Source organism: Plantactinospora sp. B6F1, assembly GCF_040120695.1.
GTDB lineage: Bacteria > Actinomycetota > Actinomycetes > Mycobacteriales > Micromonosporaceae > Plantactinospora.
Map to the genome: position 1 here is coordinate 174,579 of NZ_JBEEAC010000006.1, position 25,401 is coordinate 199,979.

The following is a 25,401-nucleotide window of genomic DNA, read 5'->3' on the forward strand; positions in this document are numbered from 1 at the left end:
CGGGTCAGTCTCCCCGGCCGCAGGCGGTGCCGTCGCGGTTGCGGTCCAGGCCGTGCCGGTCCCGGTCGTTGACCACCTTCAGCGGCGGGTACCGGTGGGCCGACAGCCAGGCGCAGCGGTCGCGGACCCCGGGCGGGAACCGCCAGGGCACGCAGACGGCCCGATCCTCGCCGTACCCGTGGTCACAGCCGTCGTACCCCTCGGGGATGACCAGCGGCGCGGTCGGGGACGGCAGCGGCGGGTGCGGTGCGCGGCGCGGTTGCCGCGCGAAAGGGTGGATCCGGGGCGGCGGTGCGGCCGGTGACACCTCGACCGGGCTGGTGGGCGTCCCGACCGGACCCGTTGGCGCCCCGACCCCGCCGGTCGGCGCCTCGGACGGTCGGCTGCCGTCCGGCCGGGCGGCGAGGCTGTCGGCTCGCCAGCCGGCCATCACCACCGCGGCGACCAGCGCGACCAGCGCGGCCGTCGTCCATCGTGTCCGGCGGCTCATCCCAGCCTCACCCACGTCGCCAGCGACGGCACTCCGGCGGCGTTGTGCACGAAGAGCATGTACCAGCCGGGCGGCGCGATGTTCGGATTGCTCGTCACGTTCAGCCCGACGGTGTTTCCCTCAACCGACATCGGCAACTCCACGAAGCGTTGGTTCGGATCGGACGAGTGGGTGACCGCCGCCGGCCGGATCAGCGACGCCCGGGTCACCGCCGAGTCGACGGTGACCTGCTGGGTACTGCCGTAACCCCACTCGGTGTTCGCCACCGAGGTGATCACGGGCCGGGCCCCCTTGAAGAGGTACGTCGGCGAGTAGATCGAGATCCGCATGTCGAACGTGCCGTTGCCCGGGTTCTCGCCGACCGCCATCACCCGGCCGTCCGGCAGCAGGAACGCCGAGGAGTGGTAACCGCGCGGCACCGGGTCGGCGGCCATCGGAGTGAACGTGTCGGTCTGCGGATCGAAGATCGACGCCTCGTGCACCGGGTCGGCCCGGTTGTGCAGCGCACCACCGGTCTCGAAGACCGTGCCGTCGGGCAGCAGCACCGCCGAGACGTACATCTTGCCCTGGGTGACGGTCTGCGGGACGCCGCCGGTCAGCGTGCCGGTCGGGATGTCGGGCCCCGGCAGGTACTCCGGATATGTCTGCTTCAGGTCGATGATGTCGGTGAGCCGGTGCGCGTCCAGGTTGGTGTCGATGTTGCCGCCGCCGAAGGTCGCCACCCGCTGGTCCTGGGCCGGCGGCAGCAGCACACTGGCGGACTGGTCCCGCTCGTCCTTGCGGCGCAGCCCGGGCACGTCGGTGATGGTGCCGGCGTGGTAGTCGAAGATCGAGGCACCGGTGCCGGGCAGTCCGTTGCCGAAGACATGGCTGCCGGTGTAGAAGAGCCGGCCGTCCTGCATCAGCACCATGGCCGGATAGAGGCCCCAGAACGACCAGGTCTGGTTCGCCTCCCAGATCCGCAGCCAGCGTTCCTGCGCGGCGTCGTAGTACTCGGCGGCCACGGTGCCGTTCGCGTCCTCGCCGAGGCCGCCGAGGGAGAGTACGTCGCCGTTGCCGAGCATCGTCGCCGACGGGTACCAGTGTCCGGCCGCCAGGTCGTTGCTGCGGGTGTACGACCCGGTCGCCGGGTCGAACACGTACGAGTCGGGCAGCCCCTTGTAGCCGACGGTGCCGTCGGCGCTCGGATAGTCCTTGTTGCCGCCCATCACCAGCACCCGGCCGTCGGCCAGTTGGACGTGCCCGGCACAGAACAGGTCGGCCGGGGTGGCAACGCTGGTGAACGCGCCGGTCGCCGGGTCGTACAGGGCGGTGTTGAAGCTGCCGGCGGCGAAGTGGTCGGGATCGTTGCCCGAGCCGGCGATGAGCAGCACCCTGCCGTCGTGCAGCACCACCGAGTGGATGGCCCGCACCGGCGACTCGTACGGCATGACCTGCCATTCACCCCGCTCGCAGGCTTCGGTGTCGGTGCAGGTCTCGCCGGGCTCGTCGAGGGTGGCGTCGACCATCGAGTAGTCGTCGGTGAGCAGCCACCCCACGCCGTAGATGCTCACCCCCCAGGTGAGCCGGTCGGTGTCGGCCGGCACCGGCGGGGTCCGCACGCTCGTCCCGGTCCACTCGCCGACCACCGGCAGGGTCGCCAGATCCAGCCAGTACTGCCAGCCGAGGCTGGTGTCGTGCCGGAACACGGTGACCGCGGTGGCCGGGGTGGACGACCTGTACCACACCGACAGGTCGTACTGGTGCTCCGGCGTGACCGAGGGGGCGCAGGTCGAGGTCTCCAGCATCATCAGCTTGCGGTCACCGGGGCCGGCGGTCGAGGTGATGTCGATCCGCATGGCGTTGTCGCCGTGGTGGGCGTCCCCGGAGACGGTGAAGCTGAACTGCTGGTCGCCCCAGCCGGACGCCTCCCAACAGGTCGGGAACCCGGAGGTGAGCTGCTCCAGGCTCGGGTTGTGCAGCAGGTTGCCGGCGGCCCTGGCGGCGGGGGTGCCGACCAGGCCGATCGCCAGGAAGAGGATGACGGCGAGGAGCTGCCCGAGGATGCGTCGGGCAGGGCGCCAGCGGTCGATGCTCATGGTGCCTCCGGGACGGTGGTGGGCGGTTCGGGGGCGGGGACGTAGATGACCCGGTCGATCACGACGAACCGGACCAGGAAGGCGGCCACCAGGGTCATCAGGTTTGCGACCAGCACGTTCACGTGCAGCAGGTCGATCAGCGCGGCGAGCAGCGGGATCCGGACCAGCAGGTCGGCGTTGTTGAGCGCGACGAAGCGACCGAGCCGGGCCCGCAGCGTGTGCCGGCGCGGCGCGCGACGGAAGAGCAGCAGATCGGTCAGGGCGAAGTTCCAGCCGATCGCGACCTCGGTCGCCACGATCGCCGCCGGCAGGTAGTGCACGCCCAGCACGGCGGAGAGCAGCCAGAGGGTGACCAGGTTGGGCAGCACCCCGGAGAGTCCGATGACGCCGTACCCGAGCATCCGGGCCCGGGTGCGGCCGAGCCGCAGCACGGTGAGGTGCCGCAGGAACCGCAGTCCCTCGCGGACGGAGGACTTCGACCGGCCGGCGAACCGGTCCGCGAAGGTGTAGGGCACCTCGGCGATCCGGTCCGGCCGGGTCCGGACGACCACGTACGGCGGGTGGTCGGAGCGGTCGTCGCCAGCGGTGTTCGCTGCCCGGTCAGTCATGGCCCACCTGGCGAATCTCGATGCGGTCCGGGCCGCTGCCGAAGGTGACCAGCGGTTCCGAGTTGACCAGCAGCAGGTCCACCGTGGGCAGCGGGTTGTCGTCCGCCCGCATCGACGGGGTGGAGATGATCAGGTCGACGTCCCGCCACCCGTCGGGCAGCCGCCGCGCCACCTCCCGGTCCAGGTCCAGCTTGTAGAACCAGATCACCCGGTCCCGCTGGTAGCCGGCGTCGACCAGGTCGAGCCAGAGCACGTCGTCGGTGACGATCGTCTGGTCCGACCGGTCCGGGGCCTGGGCACGCAGCCAGGACAGCGCGGCGGCGTACCTGCCGTTGTCCCCGGCCGTCATCGCCCGCAGGTTTCCCTCGGACCAGTGGGGCACCACCACCGCCAGGGCGACGATGCCGGCCGCGACGACGGCGCCGACCCGCAGGCTCCGCCCGGCCCGCCCGGTGCTGCCCCGCCGGTCGAGCAGCCGGCCGGCGCCGGCCTCGGCGACTCCGGCGATCACGATGGCCAGGAACGGCAGCGCCTGGATGACGTACATCGCGGGCAGGTAGCCATTGGGGCGCAGCGCCACCACCAGCAGCAGCGTCACCGCGACCGCCACCGGTCGGAGCCGGCGTACGGCGAGGGCGAGCAGGCCGGCGAGGATTCCGGCGTAGATCAGCACCGGATCGTAGAAGAGCCAGGAGTCCAGCACCTCCCGGGCATCGCTGCCGGCGGTGAAGACGCTTCCGGAGCCGGCCCGGTCCTGCAACTGGAACCGCAGCGCGCCGAGCAGCGAGACGTGTCCCGGGCCGGGGACAAGCTCGTTCTTCAGCAGTGCGTACAGCGGATAGCCGATGCTGACCAGCAGCAGGCCGGTGAAGAAGCCGGCGAAGGAGAAGGGCCGGACCCCGCCCGGTGCGGTGCCCCGCCAGAGGGCCACCACCAGGGCCGGGAGCACGATCACGATCGTCTCCTTGGAGAGCACGGCGACCCCGGCGGCGGCGCCCGCCGCGACGTGGTGCCACAGGTGCCGGCGCGGGGAGAGGACCAGCACGAAGGCGCCGAGCATCCAGGGCACCGCGAAGCTGTCCAGATAGATCTGCCGTTGCATGGTCACCGCGAGCGGGGAGAGCCCGTAGCCGAGGACCGCGACCGCGCCGGTCCATCTGGCCAGGCCGAGCCGCCGGCAGAACAGGTAGACCAGTACCAGGCTGGCACCGGTGACCGGCAGCATCGCCACCCGGCCGGTGACCACGGCGAGCTGGTCCGGCATCAGCAGCGCGGGCAGCCAGGAGAGCGCGGCGAGCTGGATCCAGCCCAGCGGGGGATGGTCGTACCAGTAGGTGTAGTGGGCCAGCCCCAACCCCTCCCGGACCGCCCAGGCCTGGGCGAGGTAGGTCCCCTCGTCGTCGGTGACGTTCGGAAAACCGCTGATGTTCCATGCCTGCACCGACAACACAACAACGAGCAGTGCGCTGACGAGCAGGAAGTCGACACCCGGTCGCCAGCCCCGCAGGCGGTGCCGGCCGGCCGGGTGCCGACCGGCCGGACCGGGGCCGATGATCCGCGGCAACACCTCGGTGGCGGCCGGATCGGTCCGGGGGCCGAGCGCCGCGGCCGGAAGGCGTACGGCCTTCTCGGTCGAGGTGCGCAGCACGGTGGCCTCCTCGGGCCTCGGCGGGTCCAGCGGCGGCCCGGCGGTCGTCCTCATGCGGCACCGCCCTCACGGATGGCCGGCGCCGGTCCCACGCCGGAGAGGTGGGCGCCGACGTGCGCGGTCAGTTCCCAGTTGTTGCGTCCGCGCAGGACCCGCCAGACGGCCCGGACAGCGGCCACCGCGAGCACGAGCATGTACGGGAAGGCGCCGGCCACCAGCCGGAGGTAGTCGATCGGCCCGATCCGGAGCTGGTACAGGCGGCCGAAGTCACGCAGGCCGACGACCTGGAACATCACGGTGGCGGCCATCGGGGCGAGCGGAAGGAAACTCACCAGCGCGGCGCCGATCCCGACGTCGAAGAAGATCGCGATGAGGATTCCCAGCGGCACGACCAGGCCGGAGAACGCCTGGGCGAAGGGGCCGGTGAGCGTGTAGCGGGCGAGCATCCGCTGCCAGAAGGAGGGCAGCCGTCGCCACTCGCCCTTCACCAGGACCTGGAGGAAACCCTGGTTCCACCGGGTCCGCTGCCTGATCAGTCCGGCCAGCGAGTCCGGTGTCTCCTCCCGGGTCACCAGTGTGGAGTCGTAGGCAACCACGACCTTCGCGCCCCGGCTGGAGAGCCGTACGCCGAGGTCGCAGTCCTCGGCCAGGCAGTCGCCGTCCCAGTTGCCGACCGCCCGCAGCGCGGCGGCCCGTACGAAGACGGTGTTGCCGCCGAGCGGGATGAATCCCTTGTCCGCGTGCAGGTGCAGCCGGCTGCGGAACCAGAAGAAGTACTCCAGGCAGTTGTGCAGGCTGTACCAGCTCGAATGAAAATTGATCAACTGGACGCCGCCCTGCACGACGTCGGCGTTGGTGGCCCGGAAGGCGTGGTCGACGTGCTCCAGCAGGTGCGGGTGCACCTGGTCCTCGGCGTCGAAGACCCCGATGACCAGGCCCCGGCAGTACGGCAGTGCCGTGTTCAACGCCCGGGGCTTGTTCTTCACGGTGTTGGTGTCGACGACCACCCGGACCCGGTGCCGATGGGTCTCGGCGAGCCGGTTCGCCACGGCGGCCGTCTCCGGATCGTCGTGCCCGACGATGATGATGATTTCGAACCTGGTGTGTGTCGACTGCATCAACCGCAGCACCGTGTGCTCCAGCACCAACTGCTCGTGTCGGGCCGGCAGGAGCAGCGAGAAGGACAGCGAGTGCGTGCCGTCCGGCGCCGCGAAGCGGGTACCGGCCAGGGTCTCGGGCGTCCGCCAGGCGTGCATCGTCCACCAGAGGGTGACCGAGGCAAATACGAAGAGAATTGTTGATATTGCTACGATAGCGACTGCCGCCATGAGACCTCTTCTCCGCCGAGCCGTGAACGGCAATTCCGGACTACGGCCTCCCCGCGACGATGAAACGGTATTCCGGGGCGCGCGTCAAATGTTTGCCGCCGGTCGAGGTGAGGTTTGGCGGGTTTCTGTCAGGCGGGCGCCCGGCGGTACCGCGGCGAGCCGACCAGAGGTTGTTTGCGCAGGTGGGATCTTGCTACCCCTACTTCGGTCGGCGGTACAACAACCGATCCGGCGATCGTCGAAATAATCATCCGACCGGCGTTGGCCGAACGTCCGATGTAGGCAAAACCGGCAGGCTTTCCATTCCGGCTGGATGTCCAAAGCGGTCTTGGGGCGACGTGGATAGGCGGTCACTCCCATTTTGTCGAAGGAAGTCGACGCGCAGCTCATGTCCGGGGGTGACGATGGAATTTCCAGAGCGGATCTGTCGCGTTATTGCCACCGACAACCGCCGGTTCCCTCAGCCGACCTGGAGCCGGCCCGCCTCGATGATCCGGCGGAGGAACTGCCGGGTACGGGGCTGGGTCGGCTCGCCGAGCACCTGCTCCGGCGGCCCCTCCTCGATCACCCGCCCGCCGTCCAGGAAGCAGACCCGGTCGGCGACCTCGCGGGCGAAGCCCATCTCATGGGTGGCCAGCACCATGGTCATGCCGTCCGCCTTCAGGTCCCGGATCATCGCCAGCACCTCGCCGACGAGTTCCGGGTCCAGCGCCGAGGTCACCTCGTCGAGCAGGAGGAGCCGGGGCGAGTTGACCAGGGCCCGGACGATCGCCACCCGCTGCTGCTGCCCACCGGAGAGCCGGTCGGGATAGTCCGCCGCCTTCTCGGCCAGCCCGACCCGGGCGAGCAGCTCCCGGGCCTGCGCCTCGGCCTCCGCCCGGTCCCGCCGGTGCACCCGGACCGGCGCCAGCGTGACGTTGTCCAGCACCCGCAGGTGCGGAAAGAGGTTGTACGCCTGGAAGACGATGCCGATCCGTCGGCGTACCAGGTCGGGGTCGGTGCGCGGGTCGGTGATGTGTTCGCCGTCCAGTTCGATGGTGCCGTCGTCGATCTCCTCCAGCAGGTTCACGCAGCGCAGCAGGGTGGACTTGCCGGAGCCGGAGGCGCCGATCAGCGCCACCACCTCGTGCTCGGTCACGTCCAGATCGAGATCGTCGAGGACGACGTGTCCGCCGAAGACCTTGCGCAGCCCCCGGCAGCGCAGCACCGGGGGTGTCATCGGGCGGCCTGCCGGCGGGCGGCGCGCAGGGTCACCCAGTCGGTGACCGCGATCAGCGGAACGGCGAGCAGCACGAAGAGCACCCCCGCGACAATGTACGGCGTGAAGTTGAAAGTCTCGGCGGTGGCGATCTGGGCGGCGCGTACCGCGTCGATCGGCCCGGCCAGCGAGACCAGCCCGACGTCCTTCTGGAGCGCCACCACGTCGTTGAGCAGCGGCGGGGCGACCCGGCGGACCGCCTGCGGCAGCACCACGTGCCGCATCGTCTGCCGGTAGGTGAGCCCGAGCGACCGGGCGGCCGCGAGCTGGCTCGGATGGATCGACTCGATGCCGGCCCGGAACACCTCGGCCAGGTAGCCGGCGTAGGTGAGCACCAGCGCGGTCCCGCCGAGCACCAGCACCGACGGCATGCCCCGCAACCGCAGCCCGGGAACGCCGAGGGTGAGCACATAGATCACGATGATCAGCGGCAGCCCGCGGAACGTGTAGGTGTAGCCGGCGGCCAGCGCCCGGACCGGGAAGAAGACCGGCCCGCGCAGCGTACGCAGCAGCGCCACCACCAGGCCGAGGGCGAGCGCACCGAGGGCGCAGAAGAACAGCAGCCGGACGTTGAGCCAGAGTCCGGTGAGGATCTCCGGCAGGGCTGCCCGGGCGATGCGTGGGTCGAGGAAGGACTCGCGTACCCGCACCCAGCCGGGCGAGCCGGTCACCGCGAGCACCAGCAGGGTGCCGAGTACTCCGGTCGAGGCGGCGGCGACCAGCACCGAGCGGACCGTCTGCCGTTTCCGGTAGGCGGCCCGCTGGCGGGCGATCGGTGAGGGGTGGTGGTCGGTCAGACTCACGTGATGTCGGCTACACCGGCCACCTCGGAGAGCCAGGTCTTCTCCAGGTCCGCCAGCGTGCCGTTGCCGCGCAACGCGTCGACCGCGCCGCTCACGCAGCCGGTCAGCGGCGAGCCCTTGTCGAGCAGCAGGCCGAAGGCCTCCGGGAGCCCGACCTGCGGCAACTGCCCGACGATGGTGGCGTCCTTGACCTCGGCCGAGGTGATGTGGAAGGCGGTGGGCAGATCCACCACGATGCCGTCGATCTGGCCGTTCTGCAGCGCCTTCTTCGCGTCGTCGTTGGTGTTGTAGACCTGTGGCTTGACCGTCGGCTTGATCACGTCGGTGATCGCCTGGTAGCTGGTGGTGCCCACCTGCGCGCCGAGCTTGGCACCCCGCAGGTCGGCCAGCCGGGTCTTCCCAGCGATCTTGGAGCCCTTCCCGGCGACGACCGCCTGCCGGGCCAGGTAGTACGGCGAGGTGAAGTCGACCGCCTGCTTGCGCTCGTCGGTGATGGAGAACTGGTTGATGTCGAAGTCGAACTCCTTCGGCCCGGGCGCGATCGCGGTCTCGAACTTGACCCGAACCCACTGCACGTCGATCCGGGCGAAGCCGAGCTGTTCGGCGACCTCGTACGCGACCGCCGACTCGAAGCCCTTGCCGTTGGCGGGCAGGTTGTCGGCGAACCAGGGCGCGTACGCCGGGTCGTCGGTGGCGATGGTCAGCTTGCCCGGCGTACGGGTCTTCAGGTCCGCCTTGGTACAGGCGGGCTGTGCCGGGCCCGGGGTGGGTAGGTTCTGGGGCGCGCAGCCGACGAGGGCCGCGAGAACAAGGGTGGCGGTCGTGAGCGCGACCGGCAGAGATCGGCGAGCCATGGCCGACAGCATAGGCACACTTCGACGAAGATCCATAGATGGTCCCATCGGCCAGATCGACATATCGGCCTGTCAGCGGCCTGTCGAGTGGTGTCGGACCGGCGTGGCGGGTAAACCGGAACGGGCGGTAAACCGCAACGGACAGTCGCGCGTCATCCTGGCGTGACGACCCAACTGGTCTCCGACCCGCCCGGCGGGAGGACGATGACACGACCGGGACCACCACAGTGGTCGGCGGACGAGGCGATCACCAGCCTCTTCGCCGCGCACTACCGCCCGCTGGTGCGACTCGCCACGCTGCTCCTGCACGACCAGGGCGCGGCCGAGGAGATCGTGCAGGACGGTTACGTCGCGCTGCACGGGCACTGGTCCCGGCTGCGGGACGCCGACCGGGCCCTCGGCTACCTGCGGACCAGCGTGCTGAACCGGTGCCGGTCGGCGCTGCGGCACCGCCGGGTGGTGACGGCGTACCTGGCCGGGGTAGGACCGGCGGAGGACGCGCCGAGCGCGGAGGCCGGCGCACTCGACCTGCTCCGGCACGACGCGGTGATGGCGGCGCTGCGTACCCTGCCCACCCGGCAACGGGAGGCACTGGTGCTGCGCTACTACCTCGACCTCTCCGAGGCGGAGACCGCCGACCTGATGGGCGTCAGCCGGGGTGCGGTGAAGAGCCACACCTCGCGGGGACTGTCCGCGCTGAAGCAGACCATGGGGGCGGAGCGATGAACGAGCAATGGCGACCGGACACACCTGCGGACCCACCGTCGGCGTCGACGTCCGCGTCGGCGCGGATGTCGGCAGCGGCGCGGATGTCGGCATCGGCGTCCGGATCGGCGGCGGGAGCGGAGGAGCGGGGGAACCGGGACGAGGACCTGCTGCGCCGGGTACTCGAGGCCGAGGCCGACCGGATCGAGCCGGGACCGGACGCGCTGCCCGGCATCCAGCGGCGGATCCTGGCCGGTGACCGGGGCGGCGCCCGGCGCTGGTGGCCGGGACCGCGCTGGTCGGCGCCCCGGGGCGCCCGGGGTCGGTGGGGCGGCTGGTCGCCGCTCGCGGCCGGTGCGGTGACGGTCGCCACGCTGAGCGTCGCGGCCGTGCTGGTCGGGCTGGTCGGCACGGTCGTCCCGACACCGTCGGACCGGGCCGAGCCACCGCCGGGCGCGGTCGGCGTCGAGCGGTCCGCGAACGGGTCACCGGCACCGGACGGGATCCAGCCCGGTCCGACCCCGCCCGGCGACGCCGTCACCCCGTCGGTCGGCACCGGCACGGGTACGCCGGCACCCGGCACCACCGCGGGCAGCGCCGGCCTGCCGGTCTACTACCTCGGCGGCGACCCGGGCCGACCCCGGCTCTACCGCGAGTACCACCGGCTGTGGCTGCACGACGGCTCGTCCCGGGACCGGGTCACCGCCGCGCTGCGGAACCTGCTGGACGGGCCGGTCGGGATGGATCCGGACTACCGCAACCCGTGGCCGGAAGGGACCGACCTGCGCACCGTGACCGTCCGCGACGGCATCGCCACCGTCGACCTGGCCGGGGCGGCCCGCAACGAGGTGTCCGCGCCGGTGGCGCGGCTGGCCGTGCAACAGTTGGTCTGGACCGTCACCGCGGTGCCCGGGGTTTCCGGGCTGCGGCTGCGGCTCGACGGCGCACCGGTGGACCGGCTCTGGGGCCGGGTCGACACCTCGGGGGTGCTGCGCCGGGCCCCGGCGATGGAGGTGCTCGCCCCGGTCTGGCTGATCTCGCCGCAGCACGGCGACGAGGTCGGCGGCAGCTTCGAGGTGCACGTCGCGGGGATCCTGGCCGAGGCGACCGCCCAGCTCCGGATCCAGGAGGGTACGCGTACCGTGCGCGAGCAGGTGGTCACGCTCTCCGTCGCCGGGCCGGCCCAGGGGGAGGCGAGGGTCGCCGTCGCGCTGCCGCCGGGCCGGTACACCCTGACCGCGTACGCGATCTCCCTGGCCGACGGGACCGAGCAGTTCCTCGACGACCACACCGTGACAGTGCGCTGAACCGGCCGGCGGTCCACCTGGTGGGCAGCCGGCCGACCCGGCGGCCCGGCCGGTGCCAACCGGCTGCGAGAATCGGATTCCGTGAAGACGTTCGAGGAGCTGTTCGCCGAGTTGCAGGCCAAGGCCGCAGCCGGCACACCCGGCTCGGCGACGGTGGCCGCGCTGGAGCGCGGCGTGCACGCGATCGGCAAGAAGGTCGTCGAGGAGGCGGCCGAGGCGTGGATGGCTGCCGAGCACGAGGGCCCGGAACGGGCCGCCGAGGAGATCTCCCAGTTGCTCTACCAGGCGCAGGTGCTGATGCTCGCCACAGGCCTGGAGCTCAAGGACGTCTACCGACATCTGTAGTGCCCCGCCGCGTCCCCTCCGGTCCACCGCACCGGATCCACCCAACGGACGCGTCCGTCAGCCCGATTCCGATCCCTGACCGCGAGGAGCACCTCCGATGCTGCGCATCGCCCTTCCCAACAAAGGCACCCTGTCCGGACCCGCCGCCCAGATGCTGTCCGAGGCGGGCTACCGCCAGCGCCCCGACGACCGCGACCTGACCTGCCGGGACGACGCCAACGGCGTCGAGTTCTTCTACCTCCGTCCCAAGGACATCGCCACCTACGTCGGCTCCGGCGACCTCGACCTCGGCATCACCGGCCGGGACCTCCTGGTCGACTCCGCCAGCCCGGCCGAGGAGATGCTCGACCTCGGTTTCGGTGCGGCGACGTTCCGGTTCGCCGCCCGGCCGGAGACCGTCTCGACGGTCGATCAGATCGACGGCCGGCGCATCGCCACCGCCTACCCCGGAGTGGTCGAGGGTTACCTCACCGACCACCAGCTGCGCGCGACGGTGATCCGGCTCGACGGTGCGGTCGAGAACGCCGTACGCCTCGGCGTGGCCGACGTCGTCGCGGACGTCGTGGAGACCGGCGCCACGCTGCGGCAGGCCGGCCTGGTGATCATCGGCGAGCCGATCCTGCACTCGTCGGCCGTGCTGATCCGCCGGACCGAAGCCCCGGCCAACGGACAGGTGGACCAGCTCGTCCGGCGCCTGCAGGGGGTACTGGTCGCCCGCCGCTACGTGATGCTCGCCTACGACGTCCGGGCCGACCTGCTGGAGAAGGCGAGCGCGCTCACCCCGGGCATCGAGTCGCCGACCATCTCGCCGCTGCACCGGGAGGGCTGGGTGGCGGTGCAGGCGATGGTGCAGCGCCGGGACGTACACCGGATCATGGACGAGCTGTACGACGTGGGCGCCCGGGCGATCCTGGTCACCAACATCCACGCCTGCCGGCTGTAGCTCGCGGCCCGGCCGTCGCCCCCTGGCCATGGCCACCGTAGGTCTCGGCCCACCGGAACTTCCGGTCATCTTCCGGGAGCTGTGGTGGTCTCACACCTGGCATCTACAGGTCTTGTGTCGAGCGGCTTCGATGGGTATTAATAGTGGTACGGCATGCCGACGGGGAGATTACCGGAACTTTTCGGCAACTGTCTCGGTCGGTCGCGGACCGCCGCCGGACCGACGACCGCCTGCGGGCGGTTGAGCATCGGCTGCCACGGACTGGTTCGTTGTCGGGTCGTCGGACCGGATCCGGCTTCCACGGCGCCGGATTCGGTCCGGGGAAGGTGCCGCCCGTGCTGCCAGTCAACGGCGGCGGCCCACCAGCGCCGCCAGTTGACACCGGCGGAAACCCGGTGCGGAGGGAAGGACGCCCCCTCCGCACCGGGTCGCCGTTGCGGCCCGCCCACTCCGGGCAGCGGATTTAGAGACCTACAAGATTCCTGCAAGCCTGGCCCGGCACATTGGTGGCCGTCAACGTCTCAGGTGGTGGGGCGGTCCAGGCGTGATCCGATGTGACGCCCTCTTGCCACCCCGAGCGGAAGCAGGGGGAACAGTACAGGTGTACAGGCCAAAGAGAATGCTCGTAGCGCTGGCCGGAACGGTCCTGATCGGGGGCGGTCTGGTCGGTCTGGGCACACCGGCTGCCGCCGCACCGACCGACCCAGCCGGCGGTTCGGGCGCGGCAGCGGTCCCGACGCTGCCGTCGACGTCAACCGCCACCCGTTGGAGGGAGCCCGACGCCGGGACATCGGCGAGCATCGAGTTCACCGATTCGGCAAGCTCGGCGAGGGCTGCCGCGCTGTCTCCGTACCTCGCGGAGATCGTGCGTTCCGCCAAGCGGGTGCGGACCGTCGACATCGACACCGAGACGCTCAACCCGTCGCTGGCCGCCGAGTCGGTGGCCCTCGAGCTCTTCGACGACACCGACATCGCCCTGGAGACGAACGTGGCGCTGAGTCGGGGCGTCGGGACCAACGGCAGGTCCTCCAGCACGTACTCGGCCGGCGGCCAGGACGGCGCGGCACTGCTCACCGTCATCGACGGGAACCTGCACGGGGCGTTCTGGAAGGGCTCCACCAGGTACGGCATCGAGCCGCTCGGTGGCGGCCGGCACCTCGTGTTCGAGGACGGACGGACGTATCCGGCCGAAGACGGTCACCCGGGTGAGACCCGGAAAGCCACCGGCGCACCGTCACCGGCGGCTCCGTCGGGCACCGGCACCATGGCGACGACGGTGATCGACGTCATGGTCGCCTTCGACGAGCACGCGCAAGCGACGTTCGGCAGCGTCGCCGCCGTCGAGGACGAGATCATCGAGATGATCAACGTCAGCAACATGACGTACGCCAACTCCCAGATCGACCTGCAACTGACCCTGACCAACAGCCTCGATCTCAACTACACGCGGAACGCCACCGACGGCACCGTTGACGACTCGCCCTACTTCACGGCGATCCGCAGCAAGACCGACGGGATCGTGGACAACCTCCACACGGCACGCGACTCCAACGGCGCCGACCTGGTCGCGGTGATCACCGACGCGACCTCGGTCTGCGGTCTCGGCCGCTTCCCGACCAGCAGCAACCCGTCCGAGCTGGACGCGTACTCGCTGGTCGATGGTGGTTGCGCGGTCGGCAACCTCTCCTTCCCGCACGAGCTCGGGCACAACCTGTGCGCCAACCACGACCCGGACAACGTCGGATCGAACCCGTGTGACTCCGACGCGTTCGCGCACCTCAGCGTCGCGGACAACCTCCGGACGGTGATGTCGTACGCCAACGCCACCAACGGGTGCACCAGTTGTACGCGGATCCCGTACTTCTCGAACCCGAACGTGACGGTCAGCGGCTGGACCACCGGCATCACCGGGGCCCGCGACAACAGCCGGGTGCTGGGCGCGTGGGCGAGCACCATCGCCGCCTACCGTTCGTCGGGTACCAGCTCGTCGTGCGAGGTCGACTACGTCATCACCAACGCCTGGCCCGGCAACGTCCAGGTCGACCTGGTCGTGCGGAACAACACCGGTGCCACGATCAACGGCTGGACCGCGGGGTGGACCTTCACCGGAGGTGAGAGCGTCTACAACAGTTGGGGCGTGACCATCTCGCAGACGGGCGCCCAGGCGACGGCCACCGGCACCGGCTTCGGTGCCACGATCCCGGCCAGTGGCAGCGTCACGGTCGGCTTCCAGGCCACCACCACCGGTACCCCGACGGTGCCGTCGCCGATCAGCTGCGTCGCCTAGCCAGGGACGCTGAGTAAGGGGCGCTTCGTAAGGCGCTCAGCCAGGGATGCGGCTCCGGTTCGGGGAGCCGGAGAATCGACAAGGCCGAGGATGGGGGCTGGCGGATAGCCGGTCCCCATCCTCGGCTCGTGGCTGAACTCGCGGGTTCAGGGGTCGACCGGTTAGGAGCCGAGCGTCGTCGCCACCGTGAGCAGGACGGCCGAGTCGTCGAGCGCGGTCAGGCCGTGCCGCTCGGCCGGAATGACCAGGTGGTCACCGGCGGATCCCTCCCAGGTGTCGGCGGCGGTGGTGAGACGTACCCGGCCGCGCAGCACCTGCAGCGTCGCCTCGCCGGGGCTGTCGTGGTCGCCGAGACTGTGCCCGGCGGCGAGCGCCAGCAGGGTCTGCCGCAGACTGTGCTCGTGCCCGCCGTGCACCGTACGGGCGCTCCGGCCGCTGCTGCTCTCCCGCGCTGTGGCCAACTGCTCGTCCACCAGGGTGGTCAGGGAGATCGACTGCATCACACTACCTTCCGACATGGTGCTCAGGCCGACAGCAACAGCGTGCCGGTGGTGATCAGGGCGGCGACCTTGACCACCTCCAGCACAACATAGGCGTAGTGCCCGCGCGAGCGGGGCGCTTCCGCACCGGCGAGGATCCGGTCCGACCGGCGGGTCAGCCGGGGTCGTACCACGGCGAGCTGCACCACCAGCGCCGCGACGACCACCGCGACCGCGACGGCACCGCCGGTTGTCGTGTCGGCGGCCACGATCGCGGCCACCAGCAGCACCCCGAGGACGATCTCGGCGGCGTTGAGCGCCCGGAAGACCAGTCGGCCGATGCCGAGCCCGATCGGCAGGGTGACCCCGGGGGCCCGGAACTTCAGCGGCGCCTCCAGGAAGGAGATCGCCAGCACCATGCCGAGCCAGACGAACGTCACGGCGGTGGCGATCGCCGCAGCCAGGCTCATGATTACTCCCTTCCCACGCCGACGCACGGCTGCGGCAGGTGACAGATCCTTTCCGCGCCGACGCACGGCTGCGGCAGGTGACATTTCCTTTCCGCGCCGGTGCGCGGCTGCGGCAGGTTACCGGTCACGACGTGCCGCCCGCCGTGCCGAGGTGTGCCAGGCACAGATCCGGTTCGGCGAAGGGTTCGAGCCGCTCGACCGTGGCCGAGGCGCCGGTGCCGGTCAACGCACCCTGCATCAGCGCCAGATGCACCTGACAGATGACCTGGGCCTGGGTATGCACGAGGTCGAGGAACGGGCAGTGCCGCAACCCGATCTGCCGGACGTCGCCCGTGGACCGTCGCTCCGGTGCGAAACCGAGCTCGCCGAGCAGCTCCACCAGCCGGTCGACCGCCTGGTCCTCGACGTCGGCGGACGACCCAGCCGACGGCTCCGCCGGTCCGGCCGGTGACCCCGCCGACCTGGCCGCCGATTCCGCGAGCTGCCGGCCCCAGGCACGTCCGGCCTCGGTCGCCCTGCCCAGCGCGGCGGGATCGGTGGCGACGCTGCCGGCCAGAATCCCCGCCAGTAGGCGGTAGTTGCGTGGTCCGGTCGGATCCATCCCGGGCCGGATCCGGAACAGCAGCGCCGGCCGGCCGGGGCCGGCGGGCGCCGCTTGGACCCGCTCCACCTGCCCGGTCCCGGCCAGGGTGTCGAGATGGAATCGCACCGTGTTCGGGTGTACGCCGAGCCGCTCGGCGATGTCGGTGATGCTCAACGGCAGCGGTGAGGTGCGGAGCACGGCCAGCACGTCGGCGCGGCGGCCCGGGGGCGGCCGGTTCACGAGGTCTGCGGTGGCAGGGCGGCCACCAACGCCGTGTCGACGCCGAGCGGGCCGAGCCGGGCCGCACCGCCGGGCGAGCCCAGCGGCGCGGCCCGGCCGGGCAGGGTTTCGGTGAAGAACCGCTCGTTGTCCGGCTCGTGGATCTGCCACGCGTCGGGCAGGTCGGCGTCGTAGTAGATCGCCTCGACCGGGCAGACCGGCTCGCAGGCGCCGCAGTCGACGCACTCGTCCGGCTGGATGTAGAGGCTGCGGGCGCCCTCGTAGATGCAGTCCACCGGGCATTCCTGCACGCACGCCCGGTCGAGCACGTCCACGCAGGGGAGCGCGATCACATAGGTCACGACTTGAGTTTACACAACCGGTACTTGTATAAATAGGGTCCGACGAGAGGAACCGCGATGCCCGACCAGGAACTCGACGTGCGTGGCCTGCCCAAGCCGGACAAGCACCCGACCATCTTCCGGACCTACGACGCCCTCGCCGTCGGTGAGTCCTTCGTGCTGATCAACAACCACAATCCCCGCCACCTGCGTGACGAGTTCGACATCGACCACCCCGGGGGCTACGGCTGGGACTACCTCGACAAGGGGCCGCAGGTCTGGCGGATCCGGATCAGCAAACTCGCGTCGACCCCGCTGCCGCGCATCCTCTGCGACACCGCGACGGTCGCCGCCAGCGGCGACCCGGACGCCGCCGGAGCGATCTGGAAACTGCCGATGAGCGAGCGGGACCTCGACTCCAACATCGTCGCGCTGCCGCCCGGCGGCGACATCGACGGGCACGCCGGCCCGGATCTGGACGTACTCCTCGTCGTCCTCGCCGGGTCGGGCCAGCTCGGCACCGAGCTCGACACGCTCGACCTTCGACCCGGGGCGCTGGTCTGGTTGCCCCGCCGCTCCCGGCGCCGGTTCGTCGCCGGCCCGGACGGGCTGCGCTACCTCACCGTCCACCAGCGCCGCCGCTCCCTCGTCCTCGGTGCCACCGTGGGAGGTGCCGAGGCCGCCGGCTGACGCTGGCGGAACCGGTGTGGAGGGAAGGACGGCCCTCCGCACCGGCGGACGTACCCGGAAGCCTTTCGGGGAGATCGTGTCTCCGGTGGCCCGGGCTTGAGAGGCGATCGCCGGACCGCCTCTCAAGCGCTGTCGCGCCGCCTCTCCGGCGTCGCTAGTCGGCCGTCGTGACGGTGGTCATGATCTTATCGATCTGGGCCATGTCTGCCGTGGTCAGCGGCCCGAAGGACATCGCGGCGGCGTTCTCCTCCACCTGCTCCACGGTGCGGAATCCAGGGATCGGCACCGTGGCCGGGCTGCGCGCCCACAGCCAGGCCAGCGCCCCCTGGGCCAGGGTTCGGCCGCCGGAGGTGAGCACCTCGCGGATCGCGTCGATCGCCGCGAGCCACTCGGGCGCGCCCACACCGTCGCGGAAGTAGCGCATCCAGGGCAGGGCCTGGCTGCGTACGTCGTCGCCGGGCACCTGCCGCCCGTCGTGGTACTTGCCCGAGAGTAGCCCCATCGCCAGCGGGCCACGGTTGATGCTGGCCTGGTTGAACTTCTCGCAGACCGCGAGCAGCTCTGCGGAGCCGCTGAGCACCGACAGGTCGTGCTGGATCGCGGTACAGCCGGCTCCGGCCTCGGCGAAGGCGGCGGCTCGGGCGGGGTCGTCCGTGCTCCAGCCGTAGGACCGGATCCTGCCCTCGGTGACGAGGTCGTCGAGGACGGAGATCATCTCCAACGCCCGCGCAACGGGCAGGTCGCCCAGGTGAAGCTGGTAGAGGTCGACGTAGTCGGTCCGCAGCCGGCGCAGCGAACCTTCCAGGCAGGCGCGGACGAACTCCAGGCTGTCGTCGGTGCCCAGGGCGAGGCGGCGCTCCTCGTCGAAGGTGAAGCCCCACTTGGTGGCGATCACCACCTGGTCGCGTACGCCGTGGAAGGCCGAGCCGATGAGTTTCTCGCTGTGCCCGGCACCGTAACTGCTGGCGGTGTCGAAAAACGTGATGCCGAGCTCCCGGGCCCGGTGCAGGGCCCGGATCGACTCGTCGTCGTCGCGCGAGCCGCCCCACCCGTACTGGTTGGCGCTGTCGCCGTACGGGCCACCGATCGCCCAGCAGCCCGCACCCAGTGCACTGATCTCGATGCCACTCCGGCCAAGAAGTCGTTTCATGACATCACTCTGCAAGCTGGAGCGCGCTCCAGGTCAAGGCGCCTATGCTGCCGCGCGTGGATACCTACACCCCCTCGGCGGCGGCGCAACGCACCGGGTTCAGCCTCGACACCCTGCGCTACTACGAACGGATCGGCCTGCTCAGTGAGATCGGGCGTACGTCCGGCGGTCGCCGGGTCTTCACCGACGACGACCTGGGCTGGCTGGACGTCCTGCGGTGCCTGCGGGACACCGGGATGCCGATCGCCCAGCTGCGCCGGTACGCCGAACTCGCCCGGCAGGGCGAGATCACCCTGACGGAACGTCTCGCCCTGCTGGAGGAGCACTCCCGGGAGGTCGAGGAGCGGATGGAGCTGCTGCGCCACCAGTACGCCCACCTCCAGGACAAAATCGCCTGGTACCGGGGACAGCTCGACTGACTCTCCGGTCGTCGCGTGACTCAGGAGGGTGCCGCGTGACTCCGGGTGTCGCCGGACTCAGGGTGTCGCGGGCCGGCCGAGTGCCGCCTCGACGATCCGGATCGCCTCGGCGGGATCGATGCCGATGCTGGTGACGACCGCCGCGTAGTCGTGGGCGGCGCGGCGGGCCTGTTCGAGAGCCTTTTCGCCGGCGGCCGAGACGAACGAACCGGCCCGGCCACGGGTCTCGATCAGCCCGGCCTCCTCCAGCTCCCGGTACGCCCGCCCGACGGTGTTCACGGCGAGGCCGAGGTCGGCCGCGAGCCGCCGGATCGTCGGCAGTCTCGTCCCGACGGCGAGCGTGCGATCCTGGATCTGCCTCGCGAGCTGGGCCCGGAGCTGCTCGTACGGCGGAGTCGGCGAGCCCGTGTCGATGACGATCATCCGGTGACCATGGCACGCCGAGCGGCCGTCCCCACACCCGTGCTCCGGTAGTGGATCAGGCAGTACGCGATGCCGCCCACCACCACGAGCCCGATCGAGGCGACGTTCCACCAGCCGAACGATTCTCCGTACAGGAAAATTGCCGGCAGCGTCCAGACCAGGCTGGGGGTGACGAGGGCGCGGGCGTCCTCGACCCGCATGATCACATCGGCGGTGAGCGACGCCTCGTCGTCGGCCACGGCCGGGCTCGCCAGCACGTTGCGCAGTTGCAGCACGATGCCGACGGCGGCGCCGGTGAGTCCGATCAGGACGACGGTCGCCCCGCGCCGCAGGCCGGGATCGGGAACCGCGAGCGCACTCACCGCGAGCACCAGGGCGGCGGTGAAGCTGGCGACCGTGAAGACGGCGTACGGCCGACCCAGCACCGCCGACCAGCCGAGCTGGACCGGGTGGGCGACCCGCCGGGACAGTCGCGCGCCGGCCCGCCGGTCGGCGTGCCGCACCCACCAGCCGAGCAGCCACTGCGCCACCAGCAACCCGACCACCAGCGCCACCAGCACCAGCATCGGCAGCCAGGAGGAGGTGACGTCGCTGGTCCGCACCGACACGTGGGTGAGTGCCGCGCCGACGATGAATCCAGCCAGCAGCAGGCTGTCGGTGACCCTGGCCCGCCGCCGCACCGCCAACCGCGTCGCGATCAGCGGGGTCGGCTCGACGTCGGCCAGGCCGTGCCGCTCCAACCACACCCCGGCCAGCCACCGCTTCGGGTCCGTCTGAGCTGGCGGTTGCATGCCTTACCTCCGTACGTCGCAAGCTTTGTCCCATCAGACTGAGTCATAGGGTGCGACAATGTCAACCCCCCGGGTGGGCGCTATGCTGCTGGCGCGCATACCCGGCCCACAGGACAGCGCAGCGTTGGCCGTCGGAGGCATCGATGAGCCCTAGCCGAATTGACGTAGCTCAGCCATAACGCATACCCCACAGGACAAGAGCGCTTGAGAAGGTGTTTCCGAAAGGCATCAGTCGGGCCAGTCGAAGATGTGGCGTTGCTGCCGGTGGGCAGGACCGCCGCGAGTGAGACGGCTTAGCATCTGGTTGATGTCCCGCAGCGGGTCAACGATTCGCTCGGCAACCCGCTGCTTCTTCCGCCGCCGGAACTGCCCGCACATGGTCTGCCACGGCGGGAAGCCCACTGGCCGCCGCCAGCAACCCGCACGCACGACGCCTCGGCCCGCCAGGTCACCCCACTGTCATCGGACGACCACAGCACGTGCTTAATCCCCGTACAGGATCGCATCCACGATGTCCGACGAGACCCGTCGGCGGCCTGCCCGCCTCCTTGATCTCAGCGGGAGTATCGGCTTGATGATCTCCCACCGCTCATCCGTCATGTCCGAGGGATACGTCCGCTGCCTGCCCATGCCCTGCTGTCGAGTAAGCACCCCATCTTCAACAGACAGCCGGCCCGACACCTATCGGGAACACCGTCCGAAGCGAAATAGCGCAGTCAACTCTTAAGCATTTTCGAAAGTATGGATCTCAGGTGCTGGGAGCGAACTCGGCGTGATCCCAGGTCGGACGAGTTCCGGATACCTGACATGTAACCTTCGGTCGCCTTATCGACTTCCTCGGCGGTCATTTGCAGCATTGCTGAAAGAGATGCGGAGAGGCCAACGTCATCTCCGTCCTCGCTGTTGCGCTTTCTGGCCGAGACTGCGCGCTGAAACAGATCCAGAATATCCCGAAGCTGCTCTCTCTGGACCGGGTCGGCATTGCTGAGTTCCTCGCGTAGTTCCCAAGAAACATGCAGCAGCGTGAACATATCGATGATATTCGACCACCTGGTTCGGCCGCCCCACTTGATAGTACTTCTAAGGAACGTTAGTAGCGCGAGGAACTCTGCTGAACGATCCTGGTAGTCTTCGAAATCCGCAGAGATCTTGTCATAGCGTTCGTTGAGTTCGGTCTTTTTATTGGACAGCCCGAAGATGCAGGTGCCGAAGATCTCGGCGTAGAACTCTAGGTCACCACCTCGCCTGCGTCGTTCACCACTGAAAACTCCGGACACCGTGCTTATTGGGTGGGCTACACAATCCTTGAGGAATTCGTTGAACGGGCCGGGCAACAGAGCGTTTCGGAGCTCTTGCTCTGTCAGTACCATATTTACCCTGTTGACTCGGGCGAAAACTGCGCGGACGAACTCGTCGGCAAGGTTTGATAGGCGCCGAATAGGGAAACGGTATTGGAAGAACTCTTGACGCACGTCGTCGGGAAGTTCCTTGAAAAGCAATCCCTCGAACTTCTCCTTCAGTTTTTCGTCTTCTAGTCCGTCAAGCGGGAATTGGTTGTTTAAAAACCCAAGCAGAGAGGTGAGGCGCTGCTGACCGTCAACGACGGAAGCTTTTTGCTCGCCTTCTGGCGAGGTTTCGTAAGCAAGGTAGATCTCCGGGATCGGATATCCGAGGAGGATGGTCTCCATCAAGGACACCTTGGCACGTTCGGGCCAAACCGCCTGACGCTGATACTCAGGCTGGAGGATCAGTTCGCCGGACTTGTCCAACGACCGAAACTCCGCTACAGTCTTCGACTCGATCTCAAACTTGAGCCCGTGATCGGCCATGGTGCACGCCCTCCTCGATCGCGCGATCTCGCGCGATGCCCACACTCTTCGCCTGATAAATTCTGAGTGACTTATGGTTGCGGTACAGTCGATAATTTACTTCGCAGTTTATAAAGGCTTCCCCGAGATCCTGAATGAAACTATCTCGCGACCGCGACCACCGCTCACCGAAGGACAGTCGAGGCAGTACTACGTCAAGGGCGATGCATTCTTCGAAAACGAGCTTCCGGAGATAATTCTTCTTGTTGGCGAAAATCTCGTCCTCGATTATTTCTCGGAGTTCGCCCCATGCCCGGTCGAACAGTTCTGGTGAGATTACCGCGATGTCCAAGTCTGAGCTCTCATGGAACTTTCTGAAGTTCTTCTTCGGGTTGAGGGAATAGCCCAGACGGGCGCTTCCGACTAGCTGGACCGCCATCGGATCAACGCCGAGTTCGGTTGCAACCAGATGTCGCCATTTGATGTAGTTGAGTTCGAGAGGCCATGCCGCGGGTGTTCCGTCGAATAGCCGGGCGGTCACAAAGTAGTCAACCTCCTTTCCTAGAGAACAAAACTCCTCCCAGAAGTCGGGCAGCCCTGAAACCTCGTTCATGCTCTCCCCAGTGAATGTCGAGCTGAATACGTCACATGTGCGCTGCACCAGTTGGCAAATGGCTGTGAGGTCATCCGCGATCTCCATGAAGAGTGCTGAGAGCGTAGCGCATTTCTCTCAATCGTTCACGCTCTCGCAGGTAGAGCCTTACGCGGCCTGCTCTGCGGACCCGGCAGCCGCTCCGCCGCTACGTCTACTGGCTCAACCTCGCCATCCGGCTTCCCGTTGATCCAAATGTGCATGCACGGGGGCATGAGGTTCCCCGGTAGGTCGGAGAACTTCGATCATGATTTGATAGGTCCCGACCAGGAGGTTCTCTGTGCCCGCCCCTGGCAATACTCGGACGAGTTGCGTCAGCGTGCGGTGCGGCTCTACTGGAAGGGTCGGCGGTTGCGTGTGTGTGTCCCTAGGTAGAAGGCGGCGCTGAGCTGCACAGACGTGATCAAGCGATGATGAGGCCGAGGGCGTCGGTCACGATGAACCGGCTTGCGGTCGTTCACCTTCGTGCTCGTCCTACCCCCAGGGCCATTGCGTGTTCGGCGGATTGCCGCTTGAGCTGGGATTATGCGGAGTGATCGGCCTTTGTGGAGGCGGTCGGGACGGGTGAGATCACCTAGGTGATCATGGAGTTCTCTACGCTCCCAGAACACCTTTGAGGACCTCACCCGCGATGTCAGCATGCCCGATCCAGGTACTGTCCGCAGTCACCACCCCCACCGACATCCCCGCCCGCCCGGTGACCGAGGGTGAACAGGCCGGGCTGCTACACACGCTATCCAAGGTGCCAGATCCCCGTAGTCCGCGCGGCCTGCGCTACCCGCTCGCCGGACTCCTGACGGTCGCGGTGTGCGCGGTCCTGGCCGGCGCGTCGTCGGTCACCGCGATCAGTGATTGGCTGTACGACCTCGACGACATCACCCGCGCCCGGCTCGGCTTCGGTCGGGATGTGCCGGCCACCAGCACGATGTGGCGGCTGCTGATCCGCCTGGATGCCGACCTTCTGGCCACGGTTCTCGCGGGCTGGCTGCGCACCCGGACCCGGCCGGCCACACCCCGGCGGCCTCGGTATCGGCAGGTGATCGCGATCGACGGCAAGACCCTGCGGGGTGCCCGCCGCGCCGACGGCAGCCAAGTCCATCTGCTGTCCGCGCTCGACACCAACACCGGCATCATCCTCGCCCAGGTCACCGTCAGTGCGAAGTCCAACGAAATCCCAGCGTTCGCACCGCTGCTGGACGCGGTCGAACAGGTCCTGGGCAGCCTACGAGACCTGATCTTCGTCGCCGACGCACTGCACACGCAGGTCAACCACGCGGCCGAGATCGCCGCACGCGGCGGCCATCTGCTGATCCCGGTCAAGGCTAACCAGCCGACCCTGTTCCACCAGCTCAAAACGCTGCCCTGGGCGCAGATCCCGGTCGGCCACCAGACCCGCGACCGCGGCCACGGCCGACGGGAGACCCGGACCGTCAAGGCCGTCTCCGTGCATACCCCTGGCGGCATCGGGTTCCCATATGCCGAACAGGCCATCCGGATCACCCGGACCCGCACGATCACCAGCAGCGGCAAGACCACCCGCGAAACCGCGTACCTCACCATCTCGCTGCCTGCCGCCGACGCCCACCCGAGCGACCTACAGGACTGGATCCGCCGCGAGTGGCTCATCGAAAACCGCGTGCACCACATCCGAGATGTAACGTTCCGTGAAGATTCACATCAAGCTCGGACCGGCAACGGACCCGCCGTCATGGCCACCCTGCGTAACACCTCAATCGGCTTCCACCGCACCAGCGGGGAAACCAACATCGCCCGCGCCACCCGACGCGCCAACCACCGTCCCCACGACCTCATCACCGCCGTCACCAGCGGCAATCCCAGAACGCAATGACCCTGGTCCTACCCCCGACTGTCGGGCGCCGACGGTGTCCGCACCTCGTACCGAATGGGAGTCGAGTGACCCCGGCTGACCGGCTCCAGGCCGGAAGCTCACCCGGGACTTCTTACGAAGGCGGCTGATCATCTCCGACTACGAACACACCGATGCCCGTACGTCCGACCAGCTCGTCCCGCTCGATCATCGAATCAACGGCCCGTCGGACCGTCACGTGGCTTGTCTCATACTCGTCGGCCAGCTCGCGAGTAGAGGGAAGCTTGCTGCCGGGTGGGTAGATGCCAGCCCGAATCTTGGCACGCAGGTCATCCCTGATCTGGCGCCAGAGCGGCTGGGCGTACGGCATGTGATCAGGAAAGCATCCAGTTGATCGAACAGTTAAAGCATCCCTAGCCTTGCTTGCCTTGCTTGTAAGGTCTGTTAGGCTGTCGCCAACCTCGAACATCACCGGTTGGGAGAGTCATGGCTGAGCGGTGGAGGTGGTTCCTACGCGGCGGCGGGATGCGGGTTGAACTGCCTCGACCGACGCGCGCAGACGAACACGTACCCGGTCACCGGCAGCAGTGGGCGGGGGCGGACGACGTACCCGAGGTCGTCGAGACCTTGCGGTGTGACGGGGCGTTCGTCTACGTGCGGCCGGGGGAGCGGCGGGCGGCGCTCGCCGGCAACCAGCGGGCGGACCGCTACCCGGCTACCCCGCCCATCCGGCGCAACCGGCGGCGGTCGTGATCGCCGGGCAGCACACCGGACGCGACGCTGCCCGGCTCACGGTTTTCGAGTCGCTCCCGCCGGCAAGCGGGCGGCGACTCGGCTCCCGGGCTGCACGGCCCGGGTGGTGTCGGGGCGGCCGGTGGCCGTCGCGCGGGCGAC

Annotated in this window: 27 protein-coding genes; 9 read left to right on the forward strand and 18 right to left on the reverse strand. The window is 69.0% G+C overall.

Annotated elements, in window-relative coordinates:
• Positions 1–4 precede the first annotated feature (4 nt).
• From ABNF97_RS11490 to ABNF97_RS11525, 8 genes are all read right to left on the reverse strand, one after another.
• Entirely contained in the window at positions 5–490 is a 486-nt protein-coding gene (locus tag ABNF97_RS11490; RefSeq protein ID WP_349338503.1) for a hypothetical protein, read from the reverse strand.
• On the reverse strand, positions 487–2,568 hold the full coding sequence (locus ABNF97_RS11495; protein ID WP_349338504.1) for a galactose oxidase early set domain-containing protein: 2,082 nt from the start codon (positions 2,566–2,568) through the stop codon (positions 487–489). The genes ABNF97_RS11490 and ABNF97_RS11495 overlap by 4 nt, the downstream gene beginning before the upstream one ends.
• Complete coding sequence (locus ABNF97_RS11500; RefSeq protein WP_130460273.1) at positions 2,565–3,176, reverse strand: GtrA family protein; 612 nt, start codon at positions 3,174–3,176, stop codon at positions 2,565–2,567. The genes ABNF97_RS11495 and ABNF97_RS11500 overlap by 4 nt, the downstream gene beginning before the upstream one ends.
• Positions 3,169–4,878 (reverse strand): ArnT family glycosyltransferase, encoded by a 1,710-nt coding sequence (locus ABNF97_RS11505; RefSeq protein WP_349338505.1) that lies wholly within the window; start codon positions 4,876–4,878, stop codon positions 3,169–3,171. The genes ABNF97_RS11500 and ABNF97_RS11505 overlap by 8 nt, the downstream gene beginning before the upstream one ends.
• Positions 4,875–6,152, reverse strand: a complete 1,278-nt coding sequence (locus tag ABNF97_RS11510; RefSeq protein WP_349338506.1) for a glycosyltransferase — start codon at positions 6,150–6,152, stop codon at positions 4,875–4,877. The genes ABNF97_RS11505 and ABNF97_RS11510 overlap by 4 nt, the downstream gene beginning before the upstream one ends.
• Positions 6,153–6,612: 460 nt before the next feature.
• Complete coding sequence (locus tag ABNF97_RS11515) at positions 6,613–7,371, reverse strand: ATP-binding cassette domain-containing protein (RefSeq protein WP_130460270.1); 759 nt, start codon at positions 7,369–7,371, stop codon at positions 6,613–6,615.
• Positions 7,368–8,207, reverse strand: a complete 840-nt coding sequence (locus ABNF97_RS11520) for an ABC transporter permease subunit (RefSeq protein WP_130465543.1) — start codon at positions 8,205–8,207, stop codon at positions 7,368–7,370. The genes ABNF97_RS11515 and ABNF97_RS11520 overlap by 4 nt, the downstream gene beginning before the upstream one ends.
• 2 nt (positions 8,208–8,209) lie before the next feature.
• Positions 8,210–9,067: an ABC transporter substrate-binding protein gene (locus ABNF97_RS11525; protein ID WP_349338507.1), complete on the reverse strand. Its 858-nt coding sequence runs from the start codon at positions 9,065–9,067 to the stop codon at positions 8,210–8,212.
• 204 nt (positions 9,068–9,271) lie between these two features.
• On the opposite strand from ABNF97_RS11525, the gene ABNF97_RS11530 reads away from it, so the two are divergent.
• From ABNF97_RS11530 to ABNF97_RS11550, 5 genes are all read left to right on the forward strand, one after another.
• The gene (locus ABNF97_RS11530) at positions 9,272–9,793 is read left to right on the forward strand and encodes a SigE family RNA polymerase sigma factor (RefSeq protein WP_349338508.1); all 522 of its coding nucleotides are present in this window, start codon (positions 9,272–9,274) and stop codon (positions 9,791–9,793) included.
• Between the two features lie 83 nt (positions 9,794–9,876).
• Positions 9,877–11,079, forward strand: coding sequence for a GerMN domain-containing protein (locus ABNF97_RS11535; protein WP_349338509.1), 1,203 nt, complete (start codon positions 9,877–9,879; stop codon positions 11,077–11,079).
• 81 nt (positions 11,080–11,160) lie between these two features.
• Entirely contained in the window at positions 11,161–11,424 is a 264-nt protein-coding gene (locus tag ABNF97_RS11540; RefSeq protein WP_101366712.1) for a phosphoribosyl-ATP diphosphatase, read from the forward strand.
• 97 nt (positions 11,425–11,521) lie between these two features.
• The gene (gene hisG, locus ABNF97_RS11545) at positions 11,522–12,367 is read left to right on the forward strand and encodes an ATP phosphoribosyltransferase (protein ID WP_130460267.1); all 846 of its coding nucleotides are present in this window, start codon (positions 11,522–11,524) and stop codon (positions 12,365–12,367) included.
• 865 nt (positions 12,368–13,232) lie between these two features.
• Positions 13,233–14,654 carry a cellulose binding domain-containing protein gene (locus ABNF97_RS11550; RefSeq protein ID WP_349338510.1) on the forward strand — a complete coding sequence of 474 codons (1,422 nt, stop codon included), beginning with the start codon at positions 13,233–13,235 and terminating at the stop codon, positions 14,652–14,654.
• 161 nt (positions 14,655–14,815) lie between these two features.
• On the opposite strand, the gene ABNF97_RS11555 is transcribed toward ABNF97_RS11550, so the two are convergent.
• The 4 genes from ABNF97_RS11555 to fdxA form a co-directional block, all read right to left on the reverse strand.
• A complete protein-coding gene (locus tag ABNF97_RS11555; RefSeq protein ID WP_130460265.1) occupies positions 14,816–15,154 on the reverse strand; it encodes a cupin domain-containing protein in 339 nt (112 codons plus the stop codon).
• 23 nt (positions 15,155–15,177) lie between these two features.
• Positions 15,178–15,603 (reverse strand): hypothetical protein, encoded by a 426-nt coding sequence (locus ABNF97_RS11560; protein ID WP_130460264.1) that lies wholly within the window; start codon positions 15,601–15,603, stop codon positions 15,178–15,180.
• A gap of 124 nt (positions 15,604–15,727) precedes the next feature.
• Positions 15,728–16,426 (reverse strand): helix-turn-helix transcriptional regulator, encoded by a 699-nt coding sequence (locus ABNF97_RS11565; protein ID WP_349338511.1) that lies wholly within the window; start codon positions 16,424–16,426, stop codon positions 15,728–15,730.
• A complete protein-coding gene (fdxA, locus tag ABNF97_RS11570) occupies positions 16,423–16,767 on the reverse strand; it encodes a ferredoxin (protein WP_130460262.1) in 345 nt (114 codons plus the stop codon). The genes ABNF97_RS11565 and fdxA overlap by 4 nt, the downstream gene beginning before the upstream one ends.
• A 57-nt stretch (positions 16,768–16,824) precedes the next feature.
• Between fdxA and ABNF97_RS11575 the strand changes: the two genes are divergently transcribed.
• A complete protein-coding gene (locus ABNF97_RS11575) occupies positions 16,825–17,436 on the forward strand; it encodes a DUF2249 domain-containing protein (protein WP_130460261.1) in 612 nt (203 codons plus the stop codon).
• A gap of 154 nt (positions 17,437–17,590) precedes the next feature.
• Here ABNF97_RS11575 and ABNF97_RS11580 read toward each other — a convergent pair whose 3' ends face one another.
• On the reverse strand, positions 17,591–18,586 hold the full coding sequence (locus tag ABNF97_RS11580; protein ID WP_349338512.1) for an aldo/keto reductase: 996 nt from the start codon (positions 18,584–18,586) through the stop codon (positions 17,591–17,593).
• Positions 18,587–18,642: 56 nt separating this feature from the next.
• Here ABNF97_RS11580 and ABNF97_RS11585 point away from each other — a divergent pair, with 56 nt between their 5' ends.
• Positions 18,643–19,005, forward strand: a complete 363-nt coding sequence (locus tag ABNF97_RS11585) for a MerR family transcriptional regulator (RefSeq protein ID WP_349338513.1) — start codon at positions 18,643–18,645, stop codon at positions 19,003–19,005.
• Positions 19,006–19,062: 57 nt separating this feature from the next.
• On the opposite strand, the gene ABNF97_RS11590 is transcribed toward ABNF97_RS11585, so the two are convergent.
• The 4 genes from ABNF97_RS11590 to ABNF97_RS11605 all read right to left on the reverse strand — a co-directional run bounded on the left by ABNF97_RS11590 (position 19,063) and on the right by ABNF97_RS11605 (position 22,727).
• Positions 19,063–19,428 carry a GntR family transcriptional regulator gene (locus tag ABNF97_RS11590; RefSeq protein ID WP_349338514.1) on the reverse strand — a complete coding sequence of 122 codons (366 nt, stop codon included), beginning with the start codon at positions 19,426–19,428 and terminating at the stop codon, positions 19,063–19,065.
• The gene (locus ABNF97_RS11595; protein ID WP_349338515.1) at positions 19,425–20,219 is read right to left on the reverse strand and encodes a hypothetical protein; all 795 of its coding nucleotides are present in this window, start codon (positions 20,217–20,219) and stop codon (positions 19,425–19,427) included. Before ABNF97_RS11595 ends, ABNF97_RS11590 begins: the two co-directional genes overlap by 4 nt.
• Before the next feature lie 716 nt (positions 20,220–20,935).
• Positions 20,936–22,048, reverse strand: coding sequence for a DUF262 domain-containing protein (locus ABNF97_RS11600; RefSeq protein ID WP_349338516.1), 1,113 nt, complete (start codon positions 22,046–22,048; stop codon positions 20,936–20,938).
• A complete protein-coding gene (locus ABNF97_RS11605; RefSeq protein WP_349338517.1) occupies positions 22,023–22,727 on the reverse strand; it encodes a hypothetical protein in 705 nt (234 codons plus the stop codon). The genes ABNF97_RS11600 and ABNF97_RS11605 overlap by 26 nt, the downstream gene beginning before the upstream one ends.
• Positions 22,728–23,310: 583 nt before the next feature.
• Here ABNF97_RS11605 and ABNF97_RS11610 point away from each other — a divergent pair.
• Positions 23,311–24,528: an ISAs1 family transposase gene (locus tag ABNF97_RS11610; RefSeq protein WP_349338518.1), complete on the forward strand. Its 1,218-nt coding sequence runs from the start codon at positions 23,311–23,313 to the stop codon at positions 24,526–24,528.
• 112 nt (positions 24,529–24,640) lie between these two features.
• Here ABNF97_RS11610 and ABNF97_RS11615 read toward each other — a convergent pair whose 3' ends face one another.
• A complete protein-coding gene (locus ABNF97_RS11615) occupies positions 24,641–24,976 on the reverse strand; it encodes a GntR family transcriptional regulator (protein WP_502930478.1) in 336 nt (111 codons plus the stop codon).
• A gap of 17 nt (positions 24,977–24,993) precedes the next feature.
• On the opposite strand from ABNF97_RS11615, the gene ABNF97_RS11620 reads away from it, so the two are divergent.
• Complete coding sequence (locus ABNF97_RS11620; RefSeq protein ID WP_349338520.1) at positions 24,994–25,260, forward strand: hypothetical protein; 267 nt, start codon at positions 24,994–24,996, stop codon at positions 25,258–25,260.
• Positions 25,261–25,401 lie beyond the last annotated feature (141 nt).